22 protein-coding genes and 3 tRNA genes are annotated in these 21,993 nt (G+C 66.1%); 17 read left to right on the top strand and 8 right to left on the bottom strand.

Annotated elements, in window-relative coordinates; genetic code table 11:
* Nucleotides 1–20: 20 nt before the first annotated feature.
* The 5 genes from AC3ANU_RS20095 to AC3ANU_RS20075 form a co-directional block, all read right to left on the bottom strand.
* Nucleotides 21–1,529 (bottom strand): C40 family peptidase, encoded by a 1,509-nt coding sequence (locus AC3ANU_RS20095; protein ID WP_488315144.1) that lies wholly within the window; start codon nt 1,527–1,529, stop codon nt 21–23.
* 192 nt (nt 1,530–1,721) lie between these two features.
* Nucleotides 1,722–2,642 carry a cation diffusion facilitator family transporter gene (locus AC3ANU_RS20090; protein ID WP_018771710.1) on the bottom strand — a complete coding sequence of 307 codons (921 nt, stop codon included), beginning with the start codon at nt 2,640–2,642 and terminating at the stop codon, nt 1,722–1,724.
* Nucleotides 2,643–2,652: 10 nt separating this feature from the next.
* A complete protein-coding gene (locus tag AC3ANU_RS20085) occupies nt 2,653–3,081 on the bottom strand; it encodes a metallopeptidase family protein (protein ID WP_018771709.1) in 429 nt (142 codons plus the stop codon).
* 9 nt (nt 3,082–3,090) lie between these two features.
* Nucleotides 3,091–4,065 (bottom strand): DMT family transporter, encoded by a 975-nt coding sequence (locus AC3ANU_RS20080; RefSeq protein ID WP_026266137.1) that lies wholly within the window; start codon nt 4,063–4,065, stop codon nt 3,091–3,093.
* Nucleotides 4,066–4,154: 89 nt separating this feature from the next.
* Nucleotides 4,155–5,171 carry a PHP domain-containing protein gene (locus AC3ANU_RS20075; RefSeq protein ID WP_018771707.1) on the bottom strand — a complete coding sequence of 339 codons (1,017 nt, stop codon included), beginning with the start codon at nt 5,169–5,171 and terminating at the stop codon, nt 4,155–4,157.
* A gap of 164 nt (nt 5,172–5,335) precedes the next feature.
* On the opposite strand from AC3ANU_RS20075, the gene AC3ANU_RS20070 reads away from it, so the two are divergent.
* The 9 genes from AC3ANU_RS20070 to AC3ANU_RS20030 all read left to right on the top strand — a co-directional run bounded on the left by AC3ANU_RS20070 (nt 5,336) and on the right by AC3ANU_RS20030 (nt 10,442).
* Nucleotides 5,336–5,408 (top strand) — tRNA-Glu (locus AC3ANU_RS20070).
* Between the two features lie 91 nt (nt 5,409–5,499).
* Nucleotides 5,500–5,573, top strand: a tRNA-Asp gene (locus AC3ANU_RS20065).
* Between the two features lie 48 nt (nt 5,574–5,621).
* A tRNA-Phe gene (locus AC3ANU_RS20060) sits at nt 5,622–5,697 on the top strand.
* Nucleotides 5,698–6,390: 693 nt separating this feature from the next.
* Nucleotides 6,391–7,986 (top strand): glycoside hydrolase family 68 protein, encoded by a 1,596-nt coding sequence (locus AC3ANU_RS20055; protein WP_018771706.1) that lies wholly within the window; start codon nt 6,391–6,393, stop codon nt 7,984–7,986.
* Nucleotides 7,987–8,184: 198 nt separating this feature from the next.
* Nucleotides 8,185–8,634 carry an Asp23/Gls24 family envelope stress response protein gene (locus AC3ANU_RS20050; protein ID WP_026266136.1) on the top strand — a complete coding sequence of 150 codons (450 nt, stop codon included), beginning with the start codon at nt 8,185–8,187 and terminating at the stop codon, nt 8,632–8,634.
* Nucleotides 8,631–8,822 (top strand): membrane protein, encoded by a 192-nt coding sequence (locus tag AC3ANU_RS20045; RefSeq protein WP_018771704.1) that lies wholly within the window; start codon nt 8,631–8,633, stop codon nt 8,820–8,822. Before AC3ANU_RS20050 ends, AC3ANU_RS20045 begins: the two co-directional genes overlap by 4 nt.
* Nucleotides 8,819–9,199 (top strand): hypothetical protein, encoded by a 381-nt coding sequence (locus AC3ANU_RS20040; protein ID WP_018771703.1) that lies wholly within the window; start codon nt 8,819–8,821, stop codon nt 9,197–9,199. The genes AC3ANU_RS20045 and AC3ANU_RS20040 overlap by 4 nt, the downstream gene beginning before the upstream one ends.
* The gene (locus tag AC3ANU_RS20035) at nt 9,196–9,834 is read left to right on the top strand and encodes a hypothetical protein (RefSeq protein ID WP_488315143.1); all 639 of its coding nucleotides are present in this window, start codon (nt 9,196–9,198) and stop codon (nt 9,832–9,834) included. The genes AC3ANU_RS20040 and AC3ANU_RS20035 overlap by 4 nt, the downstream gene beginning before the upstream one ends.
* Nucleotides 9,831–10,442 (top strand): hypothetical protein, encoded by a 612-nt coding sequence (locus AC3ANU_RS20030; protein WP_018771701.1) that lies wholly within the window; start codon nt 9,831–9,833, stop codon nt 10,440–10,442. The genes AC3ANU_RS20035 and AC3ANU_RS20030 overlap by 4 nt, the downstream gene beginning before the upstream one ends.
* 85 nt (nt 10,443–10,527) lie before the next feature.
* Here AC3ANU_RS20030 and AC3ANU_RS20025 read toward each other — a convergent pair whose 3' ends face one another.
* Complete coding sequence (locus AC3ANU_RS20025; RefSeq protein WP_488315142.1) at nt 10,528–12,330, bottom strand: glycoside hydrolase family 13 protein; 1,803 nt, start codon at nt 12,328–12,330, stop codon at nt 10,528–10,530.
* A gap of 140 nt (nt 12,331–12,470) precedes the next feature.
* On the opposite strand from AC3ANU_RS20025, the gene AC3ANU_RS20020 reads away from it, so the two are divergent.
* From AC3ANU_RS20020 to AC3ANU_RS20000, 5 genes are all read left to right on the top strand, one after another.
* Entirely contained in the window at nt 12,471–13,763 is a 1,293-nt protein-coding gene (locus AC3ANU_RS20020; protein ID WP_018771699.1) for an ABC transporter substrate-binding protein, read from the top strand.
* A gap of 7 nt (nt 13,764–13,770) precedes the next feature.
* Nucleotides 13,771–14,808 (top strand): carbohydrate ABC transporter permease, encoded by a 1,038-nt coding sequence (locus tag AC3ANU_RS20015; RefSeq protein ID WP_026266134.1) that lies wholly within the window; start codon nt 13,771–13,773, stop codon nt 14,806–14,808.
* Nucleotides 14,805–15,704 carry a carbohydrate ABC transporter permease gene (locus AC3ANU_RS20010; RefSeq protein ID WP_018771697.1) on the top strand — a complete coding sequence of 300 codons (900 nt, stop codon included), beginning with the start codon at nt 14,805–14,807 and terminating at the stop codon, nt 15,702–15,704. Before AC3ANU_RS20015 ends, AC3ANU_RS20010 begins: the two co-directional genes overlap by 4 nt.
* Nucleotides 15,701–15,949, top strand: a complete 249-nt coding sequence (locus AC3ANU_RS20005; protein ID WP_026266133.1) for a hypothetical protein — start codon at nt 15,701–15,703, stop codon at nt 15,947–15,949. Before AC3ANU_RS20010 ends, AC3ANU_RS20005 begins: the two co-directional genes overlap by 4 nt.
* 125 nt (nt 15,950–16,074) lie before the next feature.
* Nucleotides 16,075–17,127 carry a LacI family DNA-binding transcriptional regulator gene (locus tag AC3ANU_RS20000; RefSeq protein ID WP_018771695.1) on the top strand — a complete coding sequence of 351 codons (1,053 nt, stop codon included), beginning with the start codon at nt 16,075–16,077 and terminating at the stop codon, nt 17,125–17,127.
* Between the two features lie 4 nt (nt 17,128–17,131).
* On the opposite strand, the gene AC3ANU_RS19995 is transcribed toward AC3ANU_RS20000, so the two are convergent.
* Together AC3ANU_RS19995 and AC3ANU_RS19990 are read right to left on the bottom strand one after the other, a co-directional pair.
* Nucleotides 17,132–18,022 carry a DUF8083 family protein gene (locus tag AC3ANU_RS19995; RefSeq protein WP_018771694.1) on the bottom strand — a complete coding sequence of 297 codons (891 nt, stop codon included), beginning with the start codon at nt 18,020–18,022 and terminating at the stop codon, nt 17,132–17,134.
* Nucleotides 18,023–18,056: 34 nt separating this feature from the next.
* Nucleotides 18,057–18,863, bottom strand: coding sequence for an exodeoxyribonuclease III (locus AC3ANU_RS19990; protein ID WP_026266132.1), 807 nt, complete (start codon nt 18,861–18,863; stop codon nt 18,057–18,059).
* Nucleotides 18,864–19,024: 161 nt separating this feature from the next.
* On the opposite strand from AC3ANU_RS19990, the gene AC3ANU_RS19985 reads away from it, so the two are divergent.
* Genes AC3ANU_RS19985 through AC3ANU_RS19975 form a run of 3 tightly spaced genes read left to right on the top strand, consistent with a single transcriptional unit; the run spans nt 19,025 to nt 21,967 of the window.
* Nucleotides 19,025–20,185 (top strand): enoyl-CoA hydratase/isomerase family protein, encoded by a 1,161-nt coding sequence (locus AC3ANU_RS19985; protein ID WP_478222419.1) that lies wholly within the window; start codon nt 19,025–19,027, stop codon nt 20,183–20,185.
* Nucleotides 20,178–21,194, top strand: a complete 1,017-nt coding sequence (gene mmsB, locus AC3ANU_RS19980; protein ID WP_488315141.1) for a 3-hydroxyisobutyrate dehydrogenase — start codon at nt 20,178–20,180, stop codon at nt 21,192–21,194. Before AC3ANU_RS19985 ends, mmsB begins: the two co-directional genes overlap by 8 nt.
* Entirely contained in the window at nt 21,191–21,967 is a 777-nt protein-coding gene (locus AC3ANU_RS19975) for an enoyl-CoA hydratase (protein WP_488315140.1), read from the top strand. The genes mmsB and AC3ANU_RS19975 overlap by 4 nt, the downstream gene beginning before the upstream one ends.
* Nucleotides 21,968–21,993: the final 26 nt, after the last annotated feature.

Below are 21,993 nucleotides of genomic sequence, written 5' to 3'. Positions count from 1 at the left end.
GCACAATTCATCCGTGCCGCCTAGTAGCGGGCCGCGTAGGGATAGAGGTCCATCCCCACCATGGAGCTGATGGTGGAAACGGTGATGCCTTCCTGCGGGTTGAGTGCCTGCACCACCTGGCCGTTCCCGAGGTAGATGGCCACGTGGTAGAAGTTCGGTGCCGACCCCCAGACCAGCAGGTCGCCGCGACGGGCCTGCGAAATGGGGACGTGGACCGGCGCGGCGGCATATTGCTGTGAAGCTGTGCGGGGGAGGTACTTGCCGGCTGCGGCGAAGGCGTTCTGCACCAGCCCGGAGCAGTCAAAGCCGTAGGGGCCGGTACCGCCCCACTGGTAGAAGTACGGCGCGCCCACCTTTCCCAAAGCGACGGTGATGGCTGCCTCGTAGGTGCCCGAGCCGGTGGCAGGGGCAGGCGCCGGTGCAGGCGCGGCGAGTGCGGGTGCCGGTGCAGCGGGTGCGGGTGCGGGTGCTGGTGCTGGTGCGGCAGGGGCGGGTGCGGGGGCAACCGGAGCAGGAACGGGGGCGGGTGCAGCCGGGGCAGGCGCAGGGGCGGCGGGGGCGGGAGCAGCCGGGGCAGGCGCTGCCGGAGCCGCCGGGGCCAGTTCCTGCCCGCGGCTGTTCTGGTTCGCTGCCTGGTTCGCTGTCTGGCCAGCTGCCTGATTCTGTGCTGCCTGGTTTTGGGCGGCATTGTCCTGCTCAGCTTTTTCCTGGGCGGCCTTGTCTGCGGCGGCGGACAGGGCGGCAAGCCGCGCCTCTTCACGCTGCCGTTCCAGGGCATCCACGCGGGCCGATTCAAGGGCCACAGTGGTGTTGCGGAGCTGCGCCAACTGGTCCACCAGGATGGTCCGCTGCGCTTTCGCGTCGGCCACGGCCTTGGCCTGCGCGGCATTGGCCTGTTCCGCCTGGGACTTCCGTTGTTCAGCGGTCTTCGCTGCGTCGTCTGCGGCTTTGGTGGCATCGTCGGCAGCTGCCGTCAGGGACCGGTAGGCGGTGGCCGCGGTGTCCGCCGCTTCGAAGGCCCGGCTGCGGCTGGCCGAGAGGGCCTCGAGCGTGGCTGCCTGCTGCAGGCTCTCGCTGCCGCTGGCAATGGTTCCGAGGGTCGGGTTCAGGCCGCCGTTGCGGTACAGGTCCCCGGCAAGCTGCCCAACCTGCTTCCGGGTCTTGTCCTGCTGTTCACGGGCGGACGAGGCTTTGGCTGATGCAACGGATGCCGCTTCGGTCCTTTGCTGCAGCTCCACCAGTGCCTCGCTGTACGAGTTGTTGGCCTGCATGGCCACGGCAAAGGCTGCCTGCTGGGCTGCGGACGCGTCGGCAAGGATGCGCTCGATGGCGCCGACCTGGTCCGCCGTGGCGGCCTCACTGGCCTTAGCCGCGGCAATGTCCTCCGGCGAAGGGATGTCAGGCGACGCCGGAACGGCCAGTGGAGCGGACGGCGCCGGTACAGCGGCTGCCGGCGTTGCCGCGGATGCAAAAAGGACGACGGCGGCGCACAGCACGGCCGTCCTGCGGCCGGATCCGGATAAAGCCATCTGCAGAGACCTCGCAACGTTAAGGCCGGGAGTGAGGTTCTGGATGCGGCACGACGATGCCCCTCAGCTGCCCCCAGCAGTCCGAGGTTACGTGACCCCCTGCACATTAGCAACAGCAGTCACATCAATAACATAAACCACAACAGTGTCATTAGGGGCGGTTTTTGTCCGGTGTGTCGTGGTCGGCCGGGGTCAGGCGTGCTGGTGCGCCTCATGCTCGGAGTGGCTGGCAGGTTCCAGCTGGAAGGTGCAGTGGTCGGTATCGAAGTGGGAGCCCAGGCAGGTGATGAGCTTGTCCAGCAACTGGTCGGCGCCGCGGGCATTGAGCACTCCGTCCTCCACCACAACGTGGGCCGAGAAGACGGGGACGCCGGACGTGATGGTCCAAATGTGGATGTCATGCACATCCGTCACACCGGCCACCGAAAGGATGTGCTCGCGGATCATCTGCACCTCCACCCCTTTGGGACTGGCTTCCAGGAGGACGTCCACCACATCGCGCAGCAGGCTCCACGCCCGCGGCAGGATCATCAGCGCGATCAGGACGGAGGCAATGGTGTCCGCCGCCTGGAAGCCGGTCAGCATGATCACTGCGGCGGCGATGATGACGGCCACGGAACCAAGGAGGTCGCCAAGGACTTCCAGGTAGGCGCCGCGGATGTTCAGGCTCTCATCCTGTGCCGTGCGCAGGATCACGAGCGACACCAGGTTGGCCACCGCACCGAGGACGGCCGCAAAAAGCATGATGTCCGTCTGCACTTCCGGCGGGGCACCGAACCGGCGGAGCGCCTCCGTGAAGATGACCACGGAGATCACGATCAGGATCAGCGCATTGGCGAGGGCGGCCAGGACCTCAGCGCGCTGGTAGCCGTACGTCCGCTGGTTGCTCGCCGGGCGGCCCGCAATCCAGGAGGCCAGGAGCGCGATGGTGACACCTGCCGCGTCCGAGAGCATATGTCCCGCATCGGCGAGAAGGGACAGCGATCCGGACAGCACAGCCCCGATGATCTGGATGACCACCACGCCAAGCGTGATTCCCAGGACGGCCACAAGGCGTTTCCGGTGCCGCCCCGTGGCGGTGATCCCATGGCTGTGGCTGTGGTCGTGTCCCATGCTTACAAGGCTAGCCCCAGCCCAGCTCATGCAGCCGGTCATCGGAAATCCCGAAGTGGTGGGCGATCTCATGCACCACAGTTACGGCCACCTCGTGGATCACATCGTCCCTGGAACCGCAGATCTCCAGGATGGGTTCGCGGAAAATGGTGATCCGGTCCGGCAGCGAACCGGCGTCCCACCAGGAATCGCGTTCCGTCAGCGGAACCCCTTCGTACAGTCCCAGCAGCACGGTGTCCGGATCTTCCCCCGGCCCCGGCACGTAGTCGTCGTCGATGAAGACGGCCACGTTGTCCATGGCCCGGGCCAGCCTGTCCGGAATGCTGTCCAGGGCATCCTGGACGGCTGCCTCGAACTCGTCAGGGGACATGGTGAATTCCGGCGGTTCGTGCGGGCCGTCGGGAATGATGGGCAGTCCCGGCGGAAGGCTGGCTGGCATACCCCGACTCTAGCGCCGAAGCGGCCGCGGGCCGCCGTGGACCCGGCTCCGCCGCCGGGTGAGCCCCACCCCCACCAGGCATACCAGCCCACCCACCAGTCCCAACGCCGAGGGGATTTCACCAAGCAGCAGCCAGGAGATGAAGACCGTGGTGCCGGGGACCAGGTATGTGGTGGCGGCCAGCTTCCCGGCGTCCACCAGTGACAATGCGTACGCCCAGGTGGTGAAGGCGATGGCGGTGGGGAACACCCCCAGATACACCAGCCCCAGCGTGGCCTGCGGCGGAGCCGCCTGCACCTCGGACACCAACTGCCCGGCGAACGGCAGGCAGCACACTGCCCCCACCACGATGCCAAACCAGGTTGCCTGCGCCGCCGGGAACTTCCGCACCACCGGCTTCTGGATGATGACGCTGACGGCGGCGAGCACCGCGGCAAGGAGGCAAAGCGCCACCCCGGCCAGGTCCGCCGTCGAACTTTCCCCCGTCCGTGGCTGTCCGGAGCCGAGGGCGATCATTGCGACGCCGGCGAAAGCCACGGTGCTGCCGATGAGCAGCCAGCGCGGGAAGCCTTCCTTGAGGAAGATGCCGGCCATGATGGCCACCAGGATGGGGTTGACGTTGATCAGCAGGGCGCTGGTGCCCGCATCAAGGATGTGCTCGGCGGCGTTCAGCGCCACGTTGTAGCCACCAAACCACATCACGCCATAGGCGAGGATGGGCAGCCATTCCCGTCCCCGCGGCAGCATCCGGCTCCTGAGCAGTTGCGGCACCACCAGGAAAGCCAGCACGACGGCGGCAATCGCCAGCCTGCCCAGGGTCAGCGGGCCGGGGGAGAAGTGGGGGCCGATGGCCCGGATGCCCACGAACGCTGAGGCCCACAGGACCACCGTGACCACCATGGCCGCCACGCCGAGGGCCTTCACGGGCTTTCCTGCTGCAGTGGCGGACGCCAGGGGTTCATGGGCGGGGCTGGTTGGCGGCATGGGACAAATGTACGGCCGGAACGGACGCCGGGCTGGCGGAAATCGGCCATGTCGGCAGCGGTGGTAACCGTGCCTGCGCCTTCCAGGGCCTACTTCGAACCGGCCCAGGCCAGCAGTTTGTCCGCCGGCCAGGTGGTGATGATCCGCTCGGCAGGCACGTTGTTGCGGGCGGCCCGCTCGGCACCGTACTGCAGGAAATCCAGCTGCCCTGGTGCGTGCGCGTCGCTGTCGATCGAGAACAGGCAGCCTGCATCCAGCGCCAACTGGATCAGCGCATCGGGCGGGTCCTGCCGTTCCGGGCGGGAATTGATCTCGACGGCCACGTTGTGCTCCGCGCACGCGGCGAACACTTCCGCGGCGTCGAATTCCGACGGCGGCCGGGTTCCGCGGGTGCCCTCCACCAGCCGCCCGGTGCAGTGGCCCAGGACGTTGGTGTGCGGGTCCTGGATGCCGCCGAGCATCCGGGCGGTCATGGTCTTCCTGTCCGCGCGCAGCTTCGAATGAACGCTCGCCACCACAATGTCCAGGCGGTCCAGCAGCCCAGGCTCCTGGTCCAGCTGGCCGGACTCCAGGATGTCCACTTCGATCCCGGTCAGCAGCCGGGTGTTCCCGCCGTTGCTGTTGATCGCTGCCACCACGTCCAGCTGGTCCAGCAGGCGCCCGGCCGACAGCCCGTTGGCGATGGTGAGGTTGGGGGAGTGGTCGGTCAATGCCAGGTACTCCCGGCCCAGCACCTCCGCTGCCGCCACCATCAGCTCAATGGGGGAGCCGCCGTCGGACCATTCGCTGTGGCTGTGCAGGTCGCCCCTCAATGCCCCACGGATTTCCGTCCCACCGGAGGCCAGTGGCTGGGCGCCCTTCTCCCGGAGGTCGGCCAGGTAGTCGGGAACCTCGCCGTCCACCGCCTGCCGGATCACCGCGTAGGTCCGGTCGCCGATGCCCTTCATGGACTTGAGCCGGCCGGTCCGGGCCCGGGTGGCTACTTCCTCAGGGCCAAGGGGGCTGATGGCCGCCGCCGCTTTGCGGAAGGCCTGGACCTTGAAGGTGGCGGCGCGTCCGCGCTCCAGCCAGAAAGCAATCTCATTGAGCGCTGCGACGGCATCCATCCGTCCATCTTGACCCGTGCGGCGGCCCAACGGCGCGGTTTTTCGCCGATTTTGGATAATTCCTGCGGAGGCCCTATAGTTTTAGAGTCCAGTTCGGAGAAACGCAAAGGACAAAGACGGAAAGCCTCGCTTGACGCCTTTTATTTTGTTCCGAACGGGTTCTGGCCCCCATCGTCTAGCGGCCTAGGACACCGCCCTTTCACGGCGGCGGCACGGGTTCGAATCCCGTTGGGGGTACGCAAGGAACTGGTCAAACAGGCTAAAAAAGTCTGGTAGGCTGGAAGCCTTGAAAAAAGCGGTAGAGATACTGCGAAAGCAAGAAACGCAAGGCCCTGTAGCGCAGTTGGTTAGCGCGCCGCCCTGTCACGGCGGAGGTCGCGGGTTCAAGTCCCGTCAGGGTCGCTCTGATTGTTGGAAGAAATTCCGGCTGTCATGGTGACTAGTCACCTAGGCTCTGTAGCTCAGTTGGTAGAGCGTTCGACTGAAAATCGAAAGGTCACCGGATCGACGCCGGTCGGAGCCACCACTGGGAAGCATCGGTTCTTCGGAACTGGTGCTTTTCTTCATTTAACCGCCATTGGCCAGCCGCTCTTCAAGTGCGTTCCGTGCCCTTGTCCAGGTGGATGGCCCCGGAGCAACTGTCCGGCGCCCGCCTCACCTCCGGCGCACCAACCGCGGCATTGGCACGCAAAATCGAAACCGACACCCTTGGTCGCCTGCGCAGCCCACATTTGCGTATCGATACGGAATATGGGCGGCGCCGGCGAATGTGCGCGTCATGCTCAGGTGGGCCGCCCTTTAGGGATCGTGCGTGCCCGGCGCCACCAGGACGAGCGGCCTGCGGCGGCGTGGCCTGCGCAACAAATCGCTTGTCTTGCCAGGAAAAAATCGCGCCGCCCTGCAACATTTGATTATTGCCAAACCGATGTGGCACGCGCGCGCGTTGGCTTGCGTAAGCGCTTGCACCCTACTCGGCGGTAGCCGTTTTTGGGCTGTGAAACAGGGTTTGAACTGCATCCGGCGCCCGTTCTAGCGTGGAGCGCGGCGGAGGGAAAGCATGCTTTCCATCGGCCGCAGGGCCCCACCCAGGTCCTGATCCCCCCAGCACAACGGCGTCCCCGGCGACGCCTGAGGTGTTACCGGGCCGCGGTTGTTTTCGGGGTTATGGGCACATGCCCGTCTTCCACGAACAGTCACAACTCCGCGAGAAGAGCAAGAAATGCACAAGCACCCCCAACACCGGCTGCTGCGGTGGCGCCCTGCCGCCGCAGCACTGGCCGCAGCCGTTGCTGCCTCGGCCTTCCTGGCCGTCCCCTCTGCCCAAGCCAACGAGCCGTCGGACCCGCCGACGGTCGGGCAGCTGCCGGCCCCCACTCCCGGTTTCGCCCTCCCCACCGAGCACACGCAGGAGGCCTTCGACCCGGCGTCGGACTTCACCTCCAAGTGGACCCGCGCAGACGCCAAGCAGATCATGGCGCAGAGCGATCCCACGGTGGCTCCCGGCCAGAACTCCATGAGTCCCGACGTCACCATGCCGGAGATCCCCCAGGATTTCCCCGCCATGAATGACGACGTCTGGGTCTGGGACACCTGGTCCCTGACGGATGAAAACGCCAACCAGATCAGCTACAAGGGCTGGGACGTCATCTTCTCCCTTGTTGCCGACCGCCACGCCGGCTACGGCTTCGACCAGCGCCACTGGAACGCCCGGATCGGCTACTTCTTCCGCAAAACCAACGCCGACCCCGCCAAGGACAAGTGGAACTACGGTGGCCATCTCTTCCTGGACAACACCTCCATCGGCAACACCGAATGGTCCGGCTCCACCCGCCTCATGCAGGGCGACCACGTCAACGTCTTCTACACCGCCACCACCTTCCACGACGTGGCCGAGCGGAACGCAGGTGGCGGCGGGATCGCTCCTGACGCTGCCATCGCCAAGGCCCTGGGCAACATCCACGCTGACAAGAACGGCGTCAGCTTCGACGGCTTCGAGCACACCAAGCTGCTGGAACCGGACGGAAAGATGTACCAGACCAAGGCGCAGAACCCGGGCTTCGCGTTCCGGGACCCGTACACGTTCGCCGACCCCGCCCACCCGGGCAAGACCTTCATGGTCTTCGAAGGCAACACCGCCGGCACCCGCGGCGATTACCAGTGCAAGGGTGAGGACCTCGGCTACCAGCCGGGCGACCCCCAGGCAGAAAGCGTTGGCGACGTCCAGAACAGCGGCGCAAACTACCAGACCGCCAATGTGGGCCTGGCTGTAGCCGACAACAAGGACCTCACCAAGTGGTCCTTCCTGCCGCCGATCCTTTCGGCCAACTGCGTCAACGACCAGACGGAACGTCCGCAGATCTTCATCCAGAATGAAAACGGCAAGAACAAGTACTACCTGTACACGATCAGCCACCAGTTCACCTACGCGGCCGGCATGCGCGGCCCCGACGGCGTCTACGGCTTTGTTGGTGACGGCGTGCGCTCGGACTACCAGCCGGTGAACAACAGCGGCCTGGCCCTCGGTTCACCCACCGACCTCAACCTGCCGGCCAACAACCCAAGCGGTACCATCTCCGGGCAGCAGAACGGTCGCCAGTTCCAGGCATACTCGCACTACGTGCAGCCCGGCGGACTCGTGCAGTCGTTCATCGACAACGTCAACGGCGTGCGTGGCGGATCGCTGTCACCCACTGTCAAGATCAACTTCAGGAACGGCGTGACCCAGGTGGACCGCAGCTTCGGCCAGAACGGCCTCGGCCCGTTCGGCTACCTGCCCACCAACGTCAGGGTTGGCGGCGAAGGCCTCTACAAGTAGGACAGCCTGCACAGCTGAATAGACCGCGGCTTCTGCCGCACCGCCGCTGACACAGGCGGCACCGCTCAGGCGGGAATGTCCTTGGGGGCGTTCCCGCCTGGGTCCTTTAAGTCCAGGCCGGTCGGCGGGCCGCAGAGTTTCCAGCGCATGTGCCGCACCCTGGGGATAGGGTGGAAACAACAGAAGGGGGAGTGCCTGATGGAATACCAGAACCCACAACCCGTGGTGCCAAACCGTCCTTCCGGAAGCCCGGCTCCGGGGCCGGGCCGGACGATAATTTCCGAGACTGCCGTGGCAAAGGTGGCGGGAATCGCCGCGCGGGCGGTTCCCGGGGTCTACTCCCTGGGTTCGGGCCCGTCCCGTGCCTTGGGCGCGATCCGCGACGCCGTCGGAAGTTCTGACCACGCTGCGGGCGTCCACGCGGAAGTGGGCGAAACGCAGGTAGCTGTTGATATCACCCTGGTGGCAAGCTACGGCACACCGCTGCATGCATTGGCCAATAATGTCCGCGCCGCCGTGTACCGCGCAGTTGAGGAACTGGTGGGGCTGCAGGTCATCGAGGTGAACGTCGAGATCGCGGATGTCTACGTTCCGCCGCCGGTCAAAACAACCGCGCCGTCTGCTCCCGAACGGGAGGCGCTGCTGTGAGCCTCACGATTGCAGGCACCGCCATTGGCGCCTTCGTGGCGTTTATGTCCCTGCAGTTCGGACTGTGGGGTTTCCTCGTCTCCCTGCTCTTCATGGCAATCGGAGCGCTCCTGGGCCGTGCCGCCGAAGGGAAGCTGGACCTGCGCGGGGTGTTCGATGCTATCACCGGCCGGCGCTCGTCCTCATGAGCTCGCCCGCGCCCGTTGTGCGTGGGCAGGCGCTCAGCGGCCATAACCGGATCAGCACCCAGGCCTTGACCAGCCTCGCCAAGGCTGCTGCGGCCCAGGCGTTGGGCGTCGACGCCCAGGACGTGCGGGCGGACTGGACGGACGACGACGGCCTGCTGGCTTTGTCCCTCGTCACCCCTATCGGCGTCCCGCCGTTGCAGTCCGTGGTGGCCAACCCTGCACGGGTGGACGCACTCGGCGGGTCCATCTGGGACCGCGCCGTCAGGGCCAAGGAAAGCATCCTGGCAACGGTCTCGGAATTGAGCGGTTCCCGGCTGAGCCGCGTGGACATCCGGATCAGCGGGGCAAGGATCAGTACAGAAGGGCGGGTACGGTGAGCAGCAGTGTGGAAAGCCGCCCGGTGAACAGCGGACCGCGCAGAAGCAACGGACCGGACATGCGCAGGGTGGTGTACCGCGAGACCCATTCCCCGCGGGCGGTGGTGTCGGTTGTTGCCGCCGCCCTTGTGCTGGTGCTGGCCGCTTACGGCGTCCTCGAATCGGGAGTGCACGCCGTGGGCCAGCCCGCGTGGCTGATTGAGCCCCAGGTGGCGGCGCAGCGCATCGTGGATCTTCCCGCCGGTACCTCGCCGCTGCTGCTTGCCGCGATCGGCGGCGTGCTCGCCATGGTGGGGCTGATCTTCCTCCTCAGCGGCATCCTCCCGGGAAAGCGCGCCCGCCATGTGCTGGCCGGCGGACGGGAGGAAGGGCTTCCGGCGGTGGTGGTGGACGACGAAGTCATCGCCTCCTCCCTCGCCCGCCGGGCACGGCTGGCCGCCAACGTCACGCCTGAACAGGTCATGGTGATTGTCTCCCAGCGGCAGGTTCTGGTGAACGTGCGGCCCACCTCCGGTGTACCTGTGGAGCAGGACAGGGTGCTTGAAGCCGTCCGCGACGAGCTGGACCAGATGCTGCTGGAACCGGCGCCTGTTCCCCGCGTCAATGTCACTCCTTCGGGGGTGATCGGAGCGTGAACAGCACACCGGCGCTGCTCAACCGCATCCTGCTCACCCTGCTGGGCCTGATCCTCCTGGGGGCGGGCGTCCTGCTGTTGCTGCTGGCGGCCGTTCCTCCGGTTGCCTCCTGGTGGCACTCCTGGTCCGCCGGGGTGTGGAGCGGCATCAACCGGCTCTTTGACGCCACCCGGTTCCCCGGCCGGCCGGAAAGCTGGCTGTGGATTGTGGTGGCACTGGCGCTGCTGGCATTGATGGGCCTCATGGTTGCCTGGATTGCCCAGCAAGGAAAGGGCCGGTCAAACCTTCTGGCCGCCGAATACGATCCCGGCGACACGCCCGGCGACGTCCGGATCGGCGGCGGGGTGGCGGAACAAGCGCTGCGGCACGCCCTCGAGGGACGGCCGGACCTGGCCGGTGCCACCGTCACCACCTACGACGTCAAGGGCTCTCCCGCGTTGAAGGTGCGTCTCCTGCCGCGCCAGGGCGTGGCACCGCACCTGCTGGCAGTGGAGGTCGCCGGGCTGCTTGACGCGATGGAAGCTGTGGTGGGCAAGGAAATTCCTGTCCTTATCCACATCGGGGCGGGCGCGCGGACCCGCTTCAGCCGGGCCGAGCGGGTCCGCTGAACCCATTGCCAACCGTAGGCTGCCGCGCCCGCGGTGCCGCTGCGCCAGTTGCGCAGCGGCACCTGCCCCGCTTCATCCTTTGCAGCTATATCCGTTGCAGGTACACGGTGCAGTCCACAGGAACCTCTGTCATCCCGGTCCAGTCGTCGGCCGGTTCGGGACCGCTGGAGAGCACTACGGCATAGCCTTCGGGCACGGGGGCCGAGGCGAAGCCCATGTTGGACAGGACCACCACCTCCCCGTTCCGGAACGCCAACAGTCCACTGTCCGGTGCGTGTTCGTCCGTCCACTCCACGCTGCCGCTGCCCAGGTGCCGGGCTGACCTGAATGCAAGGGCGGCACGGTAAAGCTCCAGCGTTGAGCCCTCCTCGCCGTCCTGCTGATCGGCGGCCAGGGGGCCGAAGCTTTCCGGCTGGGGGAGCCAGGGCTCGGGAGCTTCCCCTGACAGTGCTCCGGAGAAACCGAAGCCGGGTTGATCCCCTGCCCACGGCAGCGGGACGCGGCAGCCGTCCCGGCCGATCTCGGCACCGTCGGTCCGGAAGAAGGTAGGGTCCTGCCTGGCCGAGTCGGGAAGGGTGGTGTGCTCCGGGAGGCCCAGCTCCTCGCCCTGGTAGAGGTATGCCGAGCCCGGAAGCGCCAGCGCGACCAGTGAGGCGGCCCGGGCCCGGGCAAGTCCCAGGGCTGCGTCGGGCTGTTCGTCCGCGGCGCCGATGCCCTTGGGGAAAGTAGTGGGATCTTTGAGCCCAAACCGGGTGCTGTGCCGCACGGTGTCGTGGTTGCTGAGGACCCACGTGCACGGAGCACCCACGGATGCTGCCGCTGCCAGGGATGCGTCGATGGCGTCGGCCATGCGTTCGGCGTCCCAGCCGGCCAACAGGAAATCGAAGTTGAAGGCCTGCTGCATCTCATCGGGCCGGACATACCGTGCCAGGCGCTCGGCAGGTTCCACCCAGGCCTCGGCCACCATCATCCGGTCACCGCCGTATTCGGCCAGGACCCGGTTCCAGTCCCGGTAGATGGCATGGACCCCGTCCTGGTCGAAGAACGGCGACGGCGGGTACATCGGGGAGACGGCCCGGTGCGGTTCCTCGGCATCGGTGTGGGCATGCGGGGCGTCGCCCGGCAGGTGGCTTTCCAGGCGCGGAGCGGAGGTTCCTTCCACCATCGCCGCCACCCCATCCCAGTCCGGAAGACCCGCTTCCTTTACCAGGCCGTGGGCAACATCCACCCGGAAGCCGTCCGCGCCGCGGTCCAGCCAGAAACGCAGCACCGAACGCATTTCCTCCTGCACTTCCGGGTTCTCCCAGTTCAGGTCCGGCTGCTTGGTGTCGAAGAGGTGCAGGTACCACTGTCCGGGTGACCCGTCGGCTTCGGCCACGCGGCTCCAGGCCGGGCCGCCGAAGACGGACTTCCAGTTGTTGGGCGCCCGTCCGCCATCCCCGGACCCCGGCACCTCATCCTTGCCGTCCCGGAAGATGTACCGGTCCCTTTCCGGGCTTCCCGGCTCCGCCGCCAGCGCTTCCCGAAACCACGCATGCTCATCGGAGGTGTGGTTGGGAACCAGGTCCACGATCACCTTCAGTCCGCGGCGGTGAGCTTCCTGCAACATGGCGTCGAAGTCGGCCAGCGACCCGAAAAGCGCGTCCACTTGCCGGTAGTCCGCTACGTCATAACCGCCGTCGGCCTGCGGCGACTTGTAGAACGGGGACAGCCAGATGGCATCCACTCCCAGCCCTTCAAGATAGGGGAGCCGGTCCAGGACACCGCGAAGGTCGCCCATCCCGTCGCCGTTGCCGTCGGCAAACGACCGGGGATAGATCTGGTAGACAACGGCGTCTGTCCACCAGGAGGGCATTTGGCGGGGCGCCGGAACGGTTGGGTCGGGCATTTGGTTCCCCTCTGATAACTTTTTGATGTAAACGCTTGCATTCCCGACAGTCACCTTACTAGTGTGATGGTCACCACATCAACCTCACCTAGCAAGCGCACTGTCGACTTACTTGTCACTCAGCGAGGAGCTTCAAGCTAATGAAAACCCCGAGATTCCTGCTTCCGGCGGCCACTGCCGGCATCCTGGCCCTTACGTTGTCCGCCTGCGGCGGCGGAGGTGGAGGGGGTACCACGGGCGGCGGTGGAGGCAGTGACGCTGACGCCAACCTCGATGCCCGCGGCCCGATCACCTTCGTCCAGGGCAAGGACAACAACAATGTGATCCGTCCCCTCATCGATAAGTGGAATGCGGCCCACAAGGATGAGCAGGTCACCTTCAAGGAACAGACCGACCAGGCAGACCAGCAGCACGACGACCTCGTCCAGCACTTCCAGGCCAAGCAGTCCGACTACGACGTCACCGACGTGGACGTCGTCTGGACGGCAGAGTTTGCCGCCAAGGGCTGGCTGCAGCCGCTGAAGGACAAGATGGCGGTTGACACGAGTGCCATGCTTCCGGCCACCGTGAACAGTGCCACGTACAAGGGCACGCTTTACGCTGCACCGCGCACTTCCGACGGCGGCATCCTCTTCTACCGCAAGGACCTGGTACCCAATCCGCCCAAGACCTGGGACGAGATGATGGGCATGTGCTCCATCGCCAAGCAGAACAACATCGGCTGCTACGCGGGACAGTTCAGCAAGTATGAAGGCCTCACGGTCAATGCGGCCGAAGCCATCAACTCCGCCGGCGGCTCAGTCCTGGACAAGGACGGCAAGCCCAGCCTGAACACCGCTGAAGCCAAGGCCGGCCTGGGGAACCTCGCCAAGGCCTACGCGGACGGCAACATCCCCAAGGAAGCAATCACCTATAAGGAAGAGGACAGCCGCCAGGCGTTCCAGAGCGGCAAGCTCCTGTTCCTGCGCAACTGGCCCTACGTTTACAGCCTCATGAGCACTGAAGGCTCGTCGGCTGTGAAGGACAAGTTCGGCATGGCTGCCCTTCCGGGCAAGAGCGGCCCCGGTGCATCATCACTGGGTGGCCACAACACCGCAATCAGCGTGTACTCCAAGCACAAGGCCACTGCACTGGACTTCGTGAAGTTCCTGACCTCGGCCGAGAGCGAGAAGTTCTACGCCACGCAGGGCTCGCTGGCTCCGGTCCTTGGATCGCTGTACACCGACCAGGAACTTGTAGCCAAGCTGCCCTACCTGCCGGTCCTGAAGACGTCCATCGAGAACGCCGTGCCGCGTCCCGTGACGCCGTTCTACCCGGCCGTGACAAAGGCAATCCAAGACAACGCATACTCCGCAATTAAGGGAGAAAAGCCCGTGGAAACCGCACTTTCTGACATGCAGAAGTCCATCGAATCCGCCGGTGCGGGATCGTAGTTCTGCCATGGCAACCGAACTAGGCCCGACGCCGGTCAAAGCACCGGCGTCGGGCGGTACCCCCGTCCATCACGCGCCCAAGGGTGTGGGGGAGGACAACAGGATCGCCAGCCAAGGACGCTGGGCATCCTGGCTGCTCGCTCCCACCATCATTGCCTTGGGCATTGTCATTGTTTACCCCATCATCAGCGCCATCGTCATGTCCTTCCAGAAGGACGCCGGCCTTGACCCAGCCACCGGCCTGTTCACCGCGGGTGGCCCGGCAGGCATCCAGAACTATGTGAACTGGCTCGCGCAGCAGTGTTCGGCGCCGACAGGCGGAACAGTCGCCTGCCCGCCTGGCACCCTGGGCGGCCAGTTCTGGTCCGCCACCGCCACAACATTTTTCTTCACCGTAGTCACGGTCGCGTTCGAAACGGTGCTTGGTTTCTGGATGGCCATGATCATGGCCCGCGAATTCCGCGGCCGCAGCCTGGTCCGCGCAGCTGTCCTGGTGCCGTGGGCCATCCCCACCGCCGTGACGGCCAAGCTCTGGTTCTTCATCTTCGCCTTCGAGGGCATCGCCAACAAGCTGTTCAACACCACCATCCTGTGGACGGGCAGCGAGTGGCCGGCCAAGTGGGCTGTGGTCATCGCTGACGTCTGGAAGACCACGCCGTTCATGGCTTTGCTGATCCTGGCAGGCCTGCAGATGATCCCGGCTGAAGTGTATGAGGCCGCAAAGGTGGATGGAACCACTGCATGGCAGCGGTTCCGGCTGATCACCCTGCCGCTGGTTAAGCCGGCGCTCATGGTGGCGATCCTGTTCCGTACCCTGGATGCACTGCGCATGTTTGACCTGCCCTACATCCTCACCGGCGGCGCCAACAACACCACCACCTTGTCCATCCTGGTAATTAACCAGATCAGGCAAGGCTTCAACTCGGCAGCCGCACTGTCCACCATCACCTTCATCATCATCTTCCTTGTGGCCTTCATCTTTGTCCGCTTCCTCGGGGCAAACGTCGTTGAACAGAGCGGCGCCACAGGAAAGGGGAAGAAATGACCACGGCAACGGCAGACGCCTCGGCGCTGCGGGCAAGGCAGGACAAGGGCCGCAAGGCTGCGCAAAACCGGGAAAAGTGGGCGCAGGGCAGGACCTACATCAGCGCGGCCATCGTGCTGCTCTGGTGCCTGGCGCCGGCCTACTGGATGGTGGTGACCGCCTTCCGCGAGGTCGGGTTCACCTACGACACGTCGATCCTTCCCACGCACGTGACCCTGGACAACTTCAGGACCGCCTTTGATACGTCATTCGGCAACAGGTTCGGCCAGGCGCTGCTCAACAGTGTGTTCATTGGTGGCGTGGTGACGCTCGTGTCCCTGCTCATCGGCGTGTTCGCCGCCTACGCGCTGGCCCGGTTGAACTTCCGGGGCAAGTTCCTGGTGCTCGGCTTCATCCTGGGAGCTTCCATGTTCCCCGGTGTTGCCCTGATCACCCCGCTCTTCCAGCTGTTCACCAACATTGGCTGGATGGGCACGTACCAGGCGCTGATCATCCCGAACATCTCCTTCGTGCTCCCGCTGACGGTCTACACCATGACCTCGTTCTTCCGGGAAATGCCTTGGGAGTTGGAAGAATCGGCGCGCGTTGACGGCTGTACCCAGGGACAGGCCTTCCGCAAGGTCATCATGCCCCTGGCAGCGCCGGCAATCTTCACCACGGCGATCCTGGCCTTCATTTCCTCGTGGAATGAGTTCCTGATCGCCAGCCAGCTGTCCAGCGACGCAACCCAGCCGGTGACGGTGGCCATTGCCAACTTCGCCGGTGCACAGCCCAACCAGATCCCGTACACGGCCATCATGGCCGCGGGCACCATCGTCACCATCCCGCTGGTGATCCTGGTGCTGGTGTTCCAGCGCAAGATCGTCGCCGGCCTTACGGCTGGTGCGGTCAAGTGACGCCCAACGGTTCCCGCCCCCGCACTCCGGGGGCGGGAAACCGCAGCCGTATGGTCCGTTCGGGCGAAGACTTCGACATCATTATCGGCTTCCTCGCATTTTGGGCCCTTGTCCTCCTGGTGGTAACCGTGTGGATGGAAGTCACAGCCCAACCGGCCCTCGGCTGGGCCCTGGGCCTGCTGGCAACACTGCTGGCGCTGTATGGAATGGTTCGCCTGCGCCGAAAGCTGCCGGCCCGCAGGTAAGGGAGCCCATGCGTCGGTTCCCCGCCATAGTTATCAATGCCTCGCCGTGGAATGCGAAAATACAGGGCGGGCGTAACGCAGGGCCTTTCGGCCCTACGCCGAAAAGGAGTTAAAGAGGGGACACGGTGGCACGGACAACGGAAAGGTCCCAGCGGGGCGGCCATAACGGCGTCAGCATCGAGGACGTGGCGGCAGCCGCCGGAGTCTCAACAGCAACTGTCTCCCGGGCTGTACGCGGCCTGCCCCGGGTCTCGCCGGCCACCCGGGAAAAAATCCTGGAGGTGGCCGGAAACCTGGGCTACGTTGCATCGTCCTCCGCCTCCGGCCTGGCCACGGGCCGGACCAAGACCATCGGTGTCCTGGCCCCGTTCGTCAGCCGCTGGTTCTTCTCCAAAGCAATTGAGGGCGCGGACCGCGAGCTGCATGCCCGGCACTACAACCTCTCCCTGTTCAACCTCGGCGGCCACGGCAGCAACCGTGAGCGGCTCTTCAGCAAGACCATGGTCTACAAGCAGATCGACGCCCTGCTGGTTCTATGTATGGCGCTCAGCCACGAAGAGATCGAGCACCTGCAGAAGATCGACATTCCGCTGGTAGTGGTGGGTGGCCACGTGGAGGAATGCCCCTACATCGGCATCGACGACTACGCCGCCGCCTCAACAGCCGTCCGGCACCTGATCGACCTGGGCCACCGGGATATTGCCCTGCTGCATGGCGACGACGAAACCGACCTGAACTTCGACGTCCCCCGGGTGCGCATCCTGGCGTTCAAGGACGTGATGGCCGCGGCCGGCCTGCCCACCCGGCCGGAATGGGACGAATGGGGGGACTTCACGGTCCGCAGCGGACAGGAAGCCTTCCGCCGCCTGTGGTCCCGTCCCGGACAGAAGCCCACGGCAATTTTCTGCGCCTCGGACGAGATGGCCATGGGAGTCATCTTCGAGGCCAACCGCCTGGGCGTCAACGTCCCCGGCGAACTGTCGGTGGTGGGCATTGACAACCATGATTTCGCCGATGCCATGGGCCTGACCACGGTTGGGCAGCGCCCCGACGAGCAGGCCGAGCTGGCCACCAAGATGCTCCTGGACGAACTGGACGGCGAGATCGGATCCGTCCACTCAGCCGTCGCGCCCCATGAACTCATCATCCGGCGCACCACCGCGCCCCCCAGGAACTGACGAGTCAGGACGCGCGGGCCAGCTGCCGGATGGGGATCCAGCGGGACGCGAGCCTGCGGTAGGCGGCCGCAGCCCCGGTCATGTCACCCTCCGCCAGGCACTCGATGCCCAGCCTGATATCCATGGGGGATTCGTCCGGGTAGACCTTGTCTGCCACGGCGCCGTAGTCCAGTTCCACCATGGAGTTGACGTGGAACAGCTCAAGCCACTCCGTCAGCTGCGCCAGGTCGTCAAGCATGTCCAGGTCCGGGGCGGCGAGGGCCAGGTTGGCCACCGCGTAGCGGGCCCGTTCCAGGGCATCGGTGATGGGCGCCCAGACCCGAACGGTGAGGATGCGCCCAGCGGCCTCCACCACATCCTTGCGGTCCGACTCCATGAACAGCGAGAACCAGCTGAACGGGATTCCCCAGGTGGACGCCCGCGTATGTACCCGGATGGATCCGTCCCGGGCCTTCACCTGGTCGATCCGTTCCTGGTGCCGGTCACGCTGCTCCTCCGGGATCAGCAGCTCGGCCAGGGGGCCATGGATTCCCTCCATCAAGGCGTTGGCCGCCAGGCCGGCGCGCAGGACAAGCTGGCTGGGGCAGTACAGGAGGACGGGTTCGGCGTCGGCGTCAGCACCGTCGTCGGGCGCTCCACCCTCCGGGGCCGGCACGGTGGTGACGCGCACCAGGTCCGTGCGCCCCGTGGGGAAGGGGTCCCCGCCGGAGCGGGTGATGCGGCCCAGCGAGGCCAGCAGTTCAGCGTTTTCGACGGCGGCACGCGGGACCGCCCGGGCCCCCGCGGCCTTGATGGCCGGACGCTGGTCCTCCGGAAAGGCTTCCAGGGGTTCGTAGACGCGCAGGGTTGAGGAAAATGGCAGGCCGGCCTGGCCCCGATAGAGGTTTCCCGTCATTACGGTCTCCTTGAATGGGTCCAGGATGCAGTCATCAGTCCGCCAGTTCCACCAGCACGGGAGCGTGGTCCGAAGCGCCCTTGCCCTTGCGTTCCTCGCGGTCGATCGAGGCCCCGGTGACGCGCGCGGCCAAGGCGGGGGAGGCCAGGATGAAGTCGATCCGCATGCCCTCCTTCTTGGGGAACCGCAGCTGGGTGTAGTCCCAGTAGGTGTAGACGCCGGGGCCCGGCGTGTAGGGGCGCACCACATCGGCGTAGCCGGCAGCTTCGAACGCGTGGAACGCCTCCCGTTCTGGCGGGCTGACGTGCGTTGCGCGGTTCCGGATGAACAGGTCGATGTCCCAGACGTCGTCATCGAAGGGCGCGATGTTCCAGTCACCCATCAGGGCCACCTGTGCCTGGGGGTTGTCCGTGACCAGGGCCTGGGCGTGCGTCTTGAGGCTTTCCAGCCACTTGAGCTTGTACGGCATGTGCTCGTCGTCCAGCGAACGGCCGTTGGGGACGTAGAGGCTCCAGACCCGGATGCCGCCGCAGGTGGCAGCCATGGCGCGGGCTTCTTGCACGGGATCTTTGCCCGCCTTGCCGAACGAGGGCTGGTCCAGGAACGTCCGCTCCACGTCTTCAAGCCCCACCCGGGAGGCGATGGCTACGCCGTTCCACTGGTTCACCCCGAAGTGGGCCACCTCGTAGCCCATCCGTTCAAAGAGCTCCCAGGGGAAGTTATCGTCCTTGCACTTGGTCTCCTGGATGGCCAGGACGTCGCAGTCGCTGCGCTGGAGCCAGGCTTCAACACGGTCGGCGCGGGCACGGAGCGAATTCACATTCCAGGTAGCTATCTTCACGGTTCCTAACTTACCTTGGCAGCCGCAGGGCGGGTAAAGCCTTGGCCGTCCCCGCGGCCGCGATCGGCCGTGGTTGGTTCCGGGCGTGAAGGGGCGGGTATATTCGCAACAGAATGACCTGGATCACTCATCCGGCCACCATGCGAAGGAGCACCCAGCCGATGACCGCAGCCAAGGACAGCACAACGGACAACGCGGCAGGGGACGGAAGCGCGGACGTACTCTTTGAGCGCCGCGGCCGGCTGGGCGTGATCACCCTCAACCGGCCCCGGGCCGTCAACGCACTTACCGCGGGAATGGTGGAGCTGCTCCTGCGGCAGCTCACCGCATGGGCAGGGGACGACGGCGTGGCCACCGTCCTGGTCCAGGGCGCCGGGGAGCGGGGCCTGTGCGCGGGCGGGGACATCGTGGCCATATACCGGGACATGCTGCACGGCGGGAACGGGACGGCCCACTTCTGGCAGACCGAGTACCGCCTGAACTCGCTGATTGCCCGGTACCCCAAGCCGTACGTCGCCCTCATGGACGGCCTGGTCCTGGGCGGCGGGGTGGGCATCTCCGCGCACGGGGACGTCCGGGTGGTCACCGAGCGGACCAGGATGGGGATGCCGGAGACCACCATTGGCTTCGCGCCCGACGTCGGCGGGACCTTCCTGCTTTCACACGCACCAGGCGAGGCGGGAACCCACGCGGCGCTTACGGGAGCACACCTGGCAGCCGGGGATGCCCTGTTCCTGGGCCTTGCCGACCACTACGTTCCGTCGAACGCGCTGCCGCGCCTCGTGGCTGCGCTGGAGAAGGAAAGCCCGGAAGACGCCGTCGCCCGTTATGCCGGGCAGCCCCCTGCCTCCATGCTGGCCGGGCAGCGGGAATGGATCGACTCCTGCTACGCCCCGGACGATGCTGGAGAGATTGTCCGGCGCCTCCGGGCGTGGACCGGGCCCGGACGCGACGATGCCGCGGAAGCCGCCGCCACGATCGAAGCCAAGTCACCCACCTCGGTCACGGTCACCTTGGCGTCGCTGCGCCGCGCGGCCGGCCTGACCCTGGATGAGGCCCTGGCCCAGGAGTACCGGGCCGGGATCCGCTTCCTGGCCGCACCGGACTTCCGCGAAGGAATCCGCGCCCAGGTAGTGGACAAGGACAGGAACCCGCAGTGGAAACCTGCCACGCTGGCCGAGGTGCTTCCCGCCCAGGTGGAGGGGTTCTTCCAGCCCCTGGACGGCGGGGAACTGGACCTCCATGTCCCGTCTGAGCTGCACCCCCGGCTTGAACCGCACTCCAACCCCGACCTGCAGATGAAGGAGACGGACCATGACTGACAAGAGCAGTGTGGCCTTCCTGGGCCTTGGACACATGGGGCGTCCCATGGCCCTGAACCTGGTCCGCGCCGGTTACCGGGTTGCTGGTTTCGACGTGGTCCCTGAAGCCCTGCAGTCGGCCCGTGCACAGGGTATTCCGGTGGCAGGGAGCGCCGTGGAGGCGCTGGCCGGTGCCGACGTTGTCCTCACCATGTTCCCCAGCGGCCGCCACGTCCTGGACGCCTACGTGGGCGGTGCAGACGGACCCGGGCTGCTGGCAGCGGCGCCGGCGGGGACGATGTTCCTGGACTGCTCCACCATCAACGTCGACGAGGCCAGGGACGCCGCCCGCCTGGCCATCGCAGCAGGCCACCGCTCCGTTGACGCCCCCGTTTCCGGTGGCGTAGTGGGGGCCGAAGCAGGCACCCTGACCTTCATGGCCGGCGGCGACGGGGCTGACTTTGAGGCGGTGCGGCCGCTCCTGGAGGTCATGGGCAAGCGGGTGGTGCACTGCGGCGGACACGGAGCCGGCCAGGCGGCCAAGATCTGCAACAACCTCATCCTGGGCGTCTCGATGATTGCGGTCAGCGAGGCCTTCGTGCTCGGCGAAAAGCTGGGCCTGACCCACCAGGCCTTGTTCGACGTCGCTTCCGCCGCGTCCGGCCAGTGCTGGGCGCTGACCACCAATTGTCCGGTGCCCGGACCGGTTCCCACCAGCCCCGCCAACAGGGACTACCAGCCGGGCTTTGCCGCAGCGCTCATGGCCAAGGACCTCAACCTCGCCGTCAACGCCCTGGACAGCACAGGGGTGGCGGGACAGATGGGAGCGCTCGCCGCCCGGATCTACGATAGGTTTGCCGCGGAAGGCGGCGCGGGCCGCGACTTCTCGGCCATCATTACGGACATCCGCGACGCCTCCGGGCAGCATGCAGCGAGGCAGCAAGAGCCGGCGGCGGGGGAGAGCACCGGCACGGAAATACCGGGCCGGCCAGAGACCACAACAGCACACGACGACGGGAGCCCCGAATGACGGAGTACGCCAACATCCTGGTGGAGCAGCAGGGCAGGGTAGGGCTGGTAACCCTCAACAGGCCGTCGGCGTTGAATGCGCTGAACAAGGCCACCATGGAGGAGTTGGTGGCCGCCGTTACCGCCATGGATTCCGATCCCGGTGTGGGTGCCGTGGTGATCACCGGCTCGGGCAAAGCGTTCGCGGCCGGAGCCGACATCAAGGAAATGGCGGACCAGGGCTACATGGACATGTATGCCGCCGACTGGTTCCGGGGCTGGGAGGACTTTGCCCGGCTGCGGATTCCCACCATCGCTGCGGTGTCCGGGTTTGCCCTGGGCGGCGGCTGCGAACTGGCCATGATGTGCGACCTTATCATCGCCGGGGACAACGCCAGATTCGGCCAACCGGAAATCAACCTCGCCGTACTCCCCGGCATGGGCGGCTCGCAGCGGCTCACCCGGGCCGTGGGCAAGGCGAAGGCCATGGACATGATCCTCACCGGCAGGTTCATCGAGGCGGAGGAAGCCGACCGGTGCGGGCTGGTGTCCCGTGTGGTTCCGGCGGCGGACGTCGTGTCCGAGGCACTCAAGGTGGCAGGGGTGATTGCCGCCAAGTCCAAGCCCGCGGCGATGGCTGCCAAGGAAGCTGTCAATGCCGCCTTTGAAACCGGGCTGGCCCAGGGGGTGTTGTTCGAACGGCGGCTCTTCCACTCCCTGTTCGCCACGGAGGACCAAAAGGAAGGCATGGCGGCGTTCGCCGAGAAGCGCCAGCCGGAATTCAAGCACCGGTAACCCGGGCGCAGAGGACGGGACGGGCG

Source organism: Arthrobacter sp. SDR-2R (assembly GCF_057747955.1).
This window is presented reverse-complemented; position numbering and strand designations above follow the sequence as displayed.

Excerpts from the sequence above, each read along its gene's own strand:
- AC3ANU_RS20075 (WP_018771707.1), bottom strand. The coding sequence starts at position 5,171 with ATGGATGCCGTCGCAGCGCTCAATGAGATTGCTTTCTGGCTGGAGCGC.
- mmsB (WP_488315141.1), top strand. The coding sequence starts at position 20,178 with ATGACTGACAAGAGCAGTGTGGCCTTCCTGGGCCTTGGACACATGGGG.
- AC3ANU_RS20095 (WP_488315144.1), bottom strand. The coding sequence starts at position 1,529 with ATGGCTTTATCCGGATCCGGCCGCAGGACGGCCGTGCTGTGCGCCGCC.
- AC3ANU_RS20050 (WP_026266136.1), top strand. The coding sequence starts at position 8,185 with ATGGAATACCAGAACCCACAACCCGTGGTGCCAAACCGTCCTTCCGGA.
- AC3ANU_RS20020 (WP_018771699.1), top strand. The coding sequence starts at position 12,471 with ATGAAAACCCCGAGATTCCTGCTTCCGGCGGCCACTGCCGGCATCCTG.
- AC3ANU_RS19975 (WP_488315140.1), top strand. The coding sequence starts at position 21,191 with ATGACGGAGTACGCCAACATCCTGGTGGAGCAGCAGGGCAGGGTAGGG.
- AC3ANU_RS20040 (WP_018771703.1), top strand. The coding sequence starts at position 8,819 with ATGAGCTCGCCCGCGCCCGTTGTGCGTGGGCAGGCGCTCAGCGGCCAT.
- AC3ANU_RS20010 (WP_018771697.1), top strand. The coding sequence starts at position 14,805 with ATGACCACGGCAACGGCAGACGCCTCGGCGCTGCGGGCAAGGCAGGAC.
- AC3ANU_RS20090 (WP_018771710.1), bottom strand. The coding sequence starts at position 2,642 with ATGGGACACGACCACAGCCACAGCCATGGGATCACCGCCACGGGGCGG.
- AC3ANU_RS19995 (WP_018771694.1), bottom strand. The coding sequence starts at position 18,022 with ATGACGGGAAACCTCTATCGGGGCCAGGCCGGCCTGCCATTTTCCTCA.
- AC3ANU_RS20080 (WP_026266137.1), bottom strand. The coding sequence starts at position 4,065 with ATGCCGCCAACCAGCCCCGCCCATGAACCCCTGGCGTCCGCCACTGCA.
- AC3ANU_RS20025 (WP_488315142.1), bottom strand. The coding sequence starts at position 12,330 with ATGCCCGACCCAACCGTTCCGGCGCCCCGCCAAATGCCCTCCTGGTGG.
- AC3ANU_RS19985 (WP_478222419.1), top strand. The coding sequence starts at position 19,025 with ATGACCGCAGCCAAGGACAGCACAACGGACAACGCGGCAGGGGACGGA.
- AC3ANU_RS20085 (WP_018771709.1), bottom strand. The coding sequence starts at position 3,081 with ATGCCAGCCAGCCTTCCGCCGGGACTGCCCATCATTCCCGACGGCCCG.
- AC3ANU_RS20055 (WP_018771706.1), top strand. The coding sequence starts at position 6,391 with ATGCACAAGCACCCCCAACACCGGCTGCTGCGGTGGCGCCCTGCCGCC.
- AC3ANU_RS20015 (WP_026266134.1), top strand. The coding sequence starts at position 13,771 with ATGGCAACCGAACTAGGCCCGACGCCGGTCAAAGCACCGGCGTCGGGC.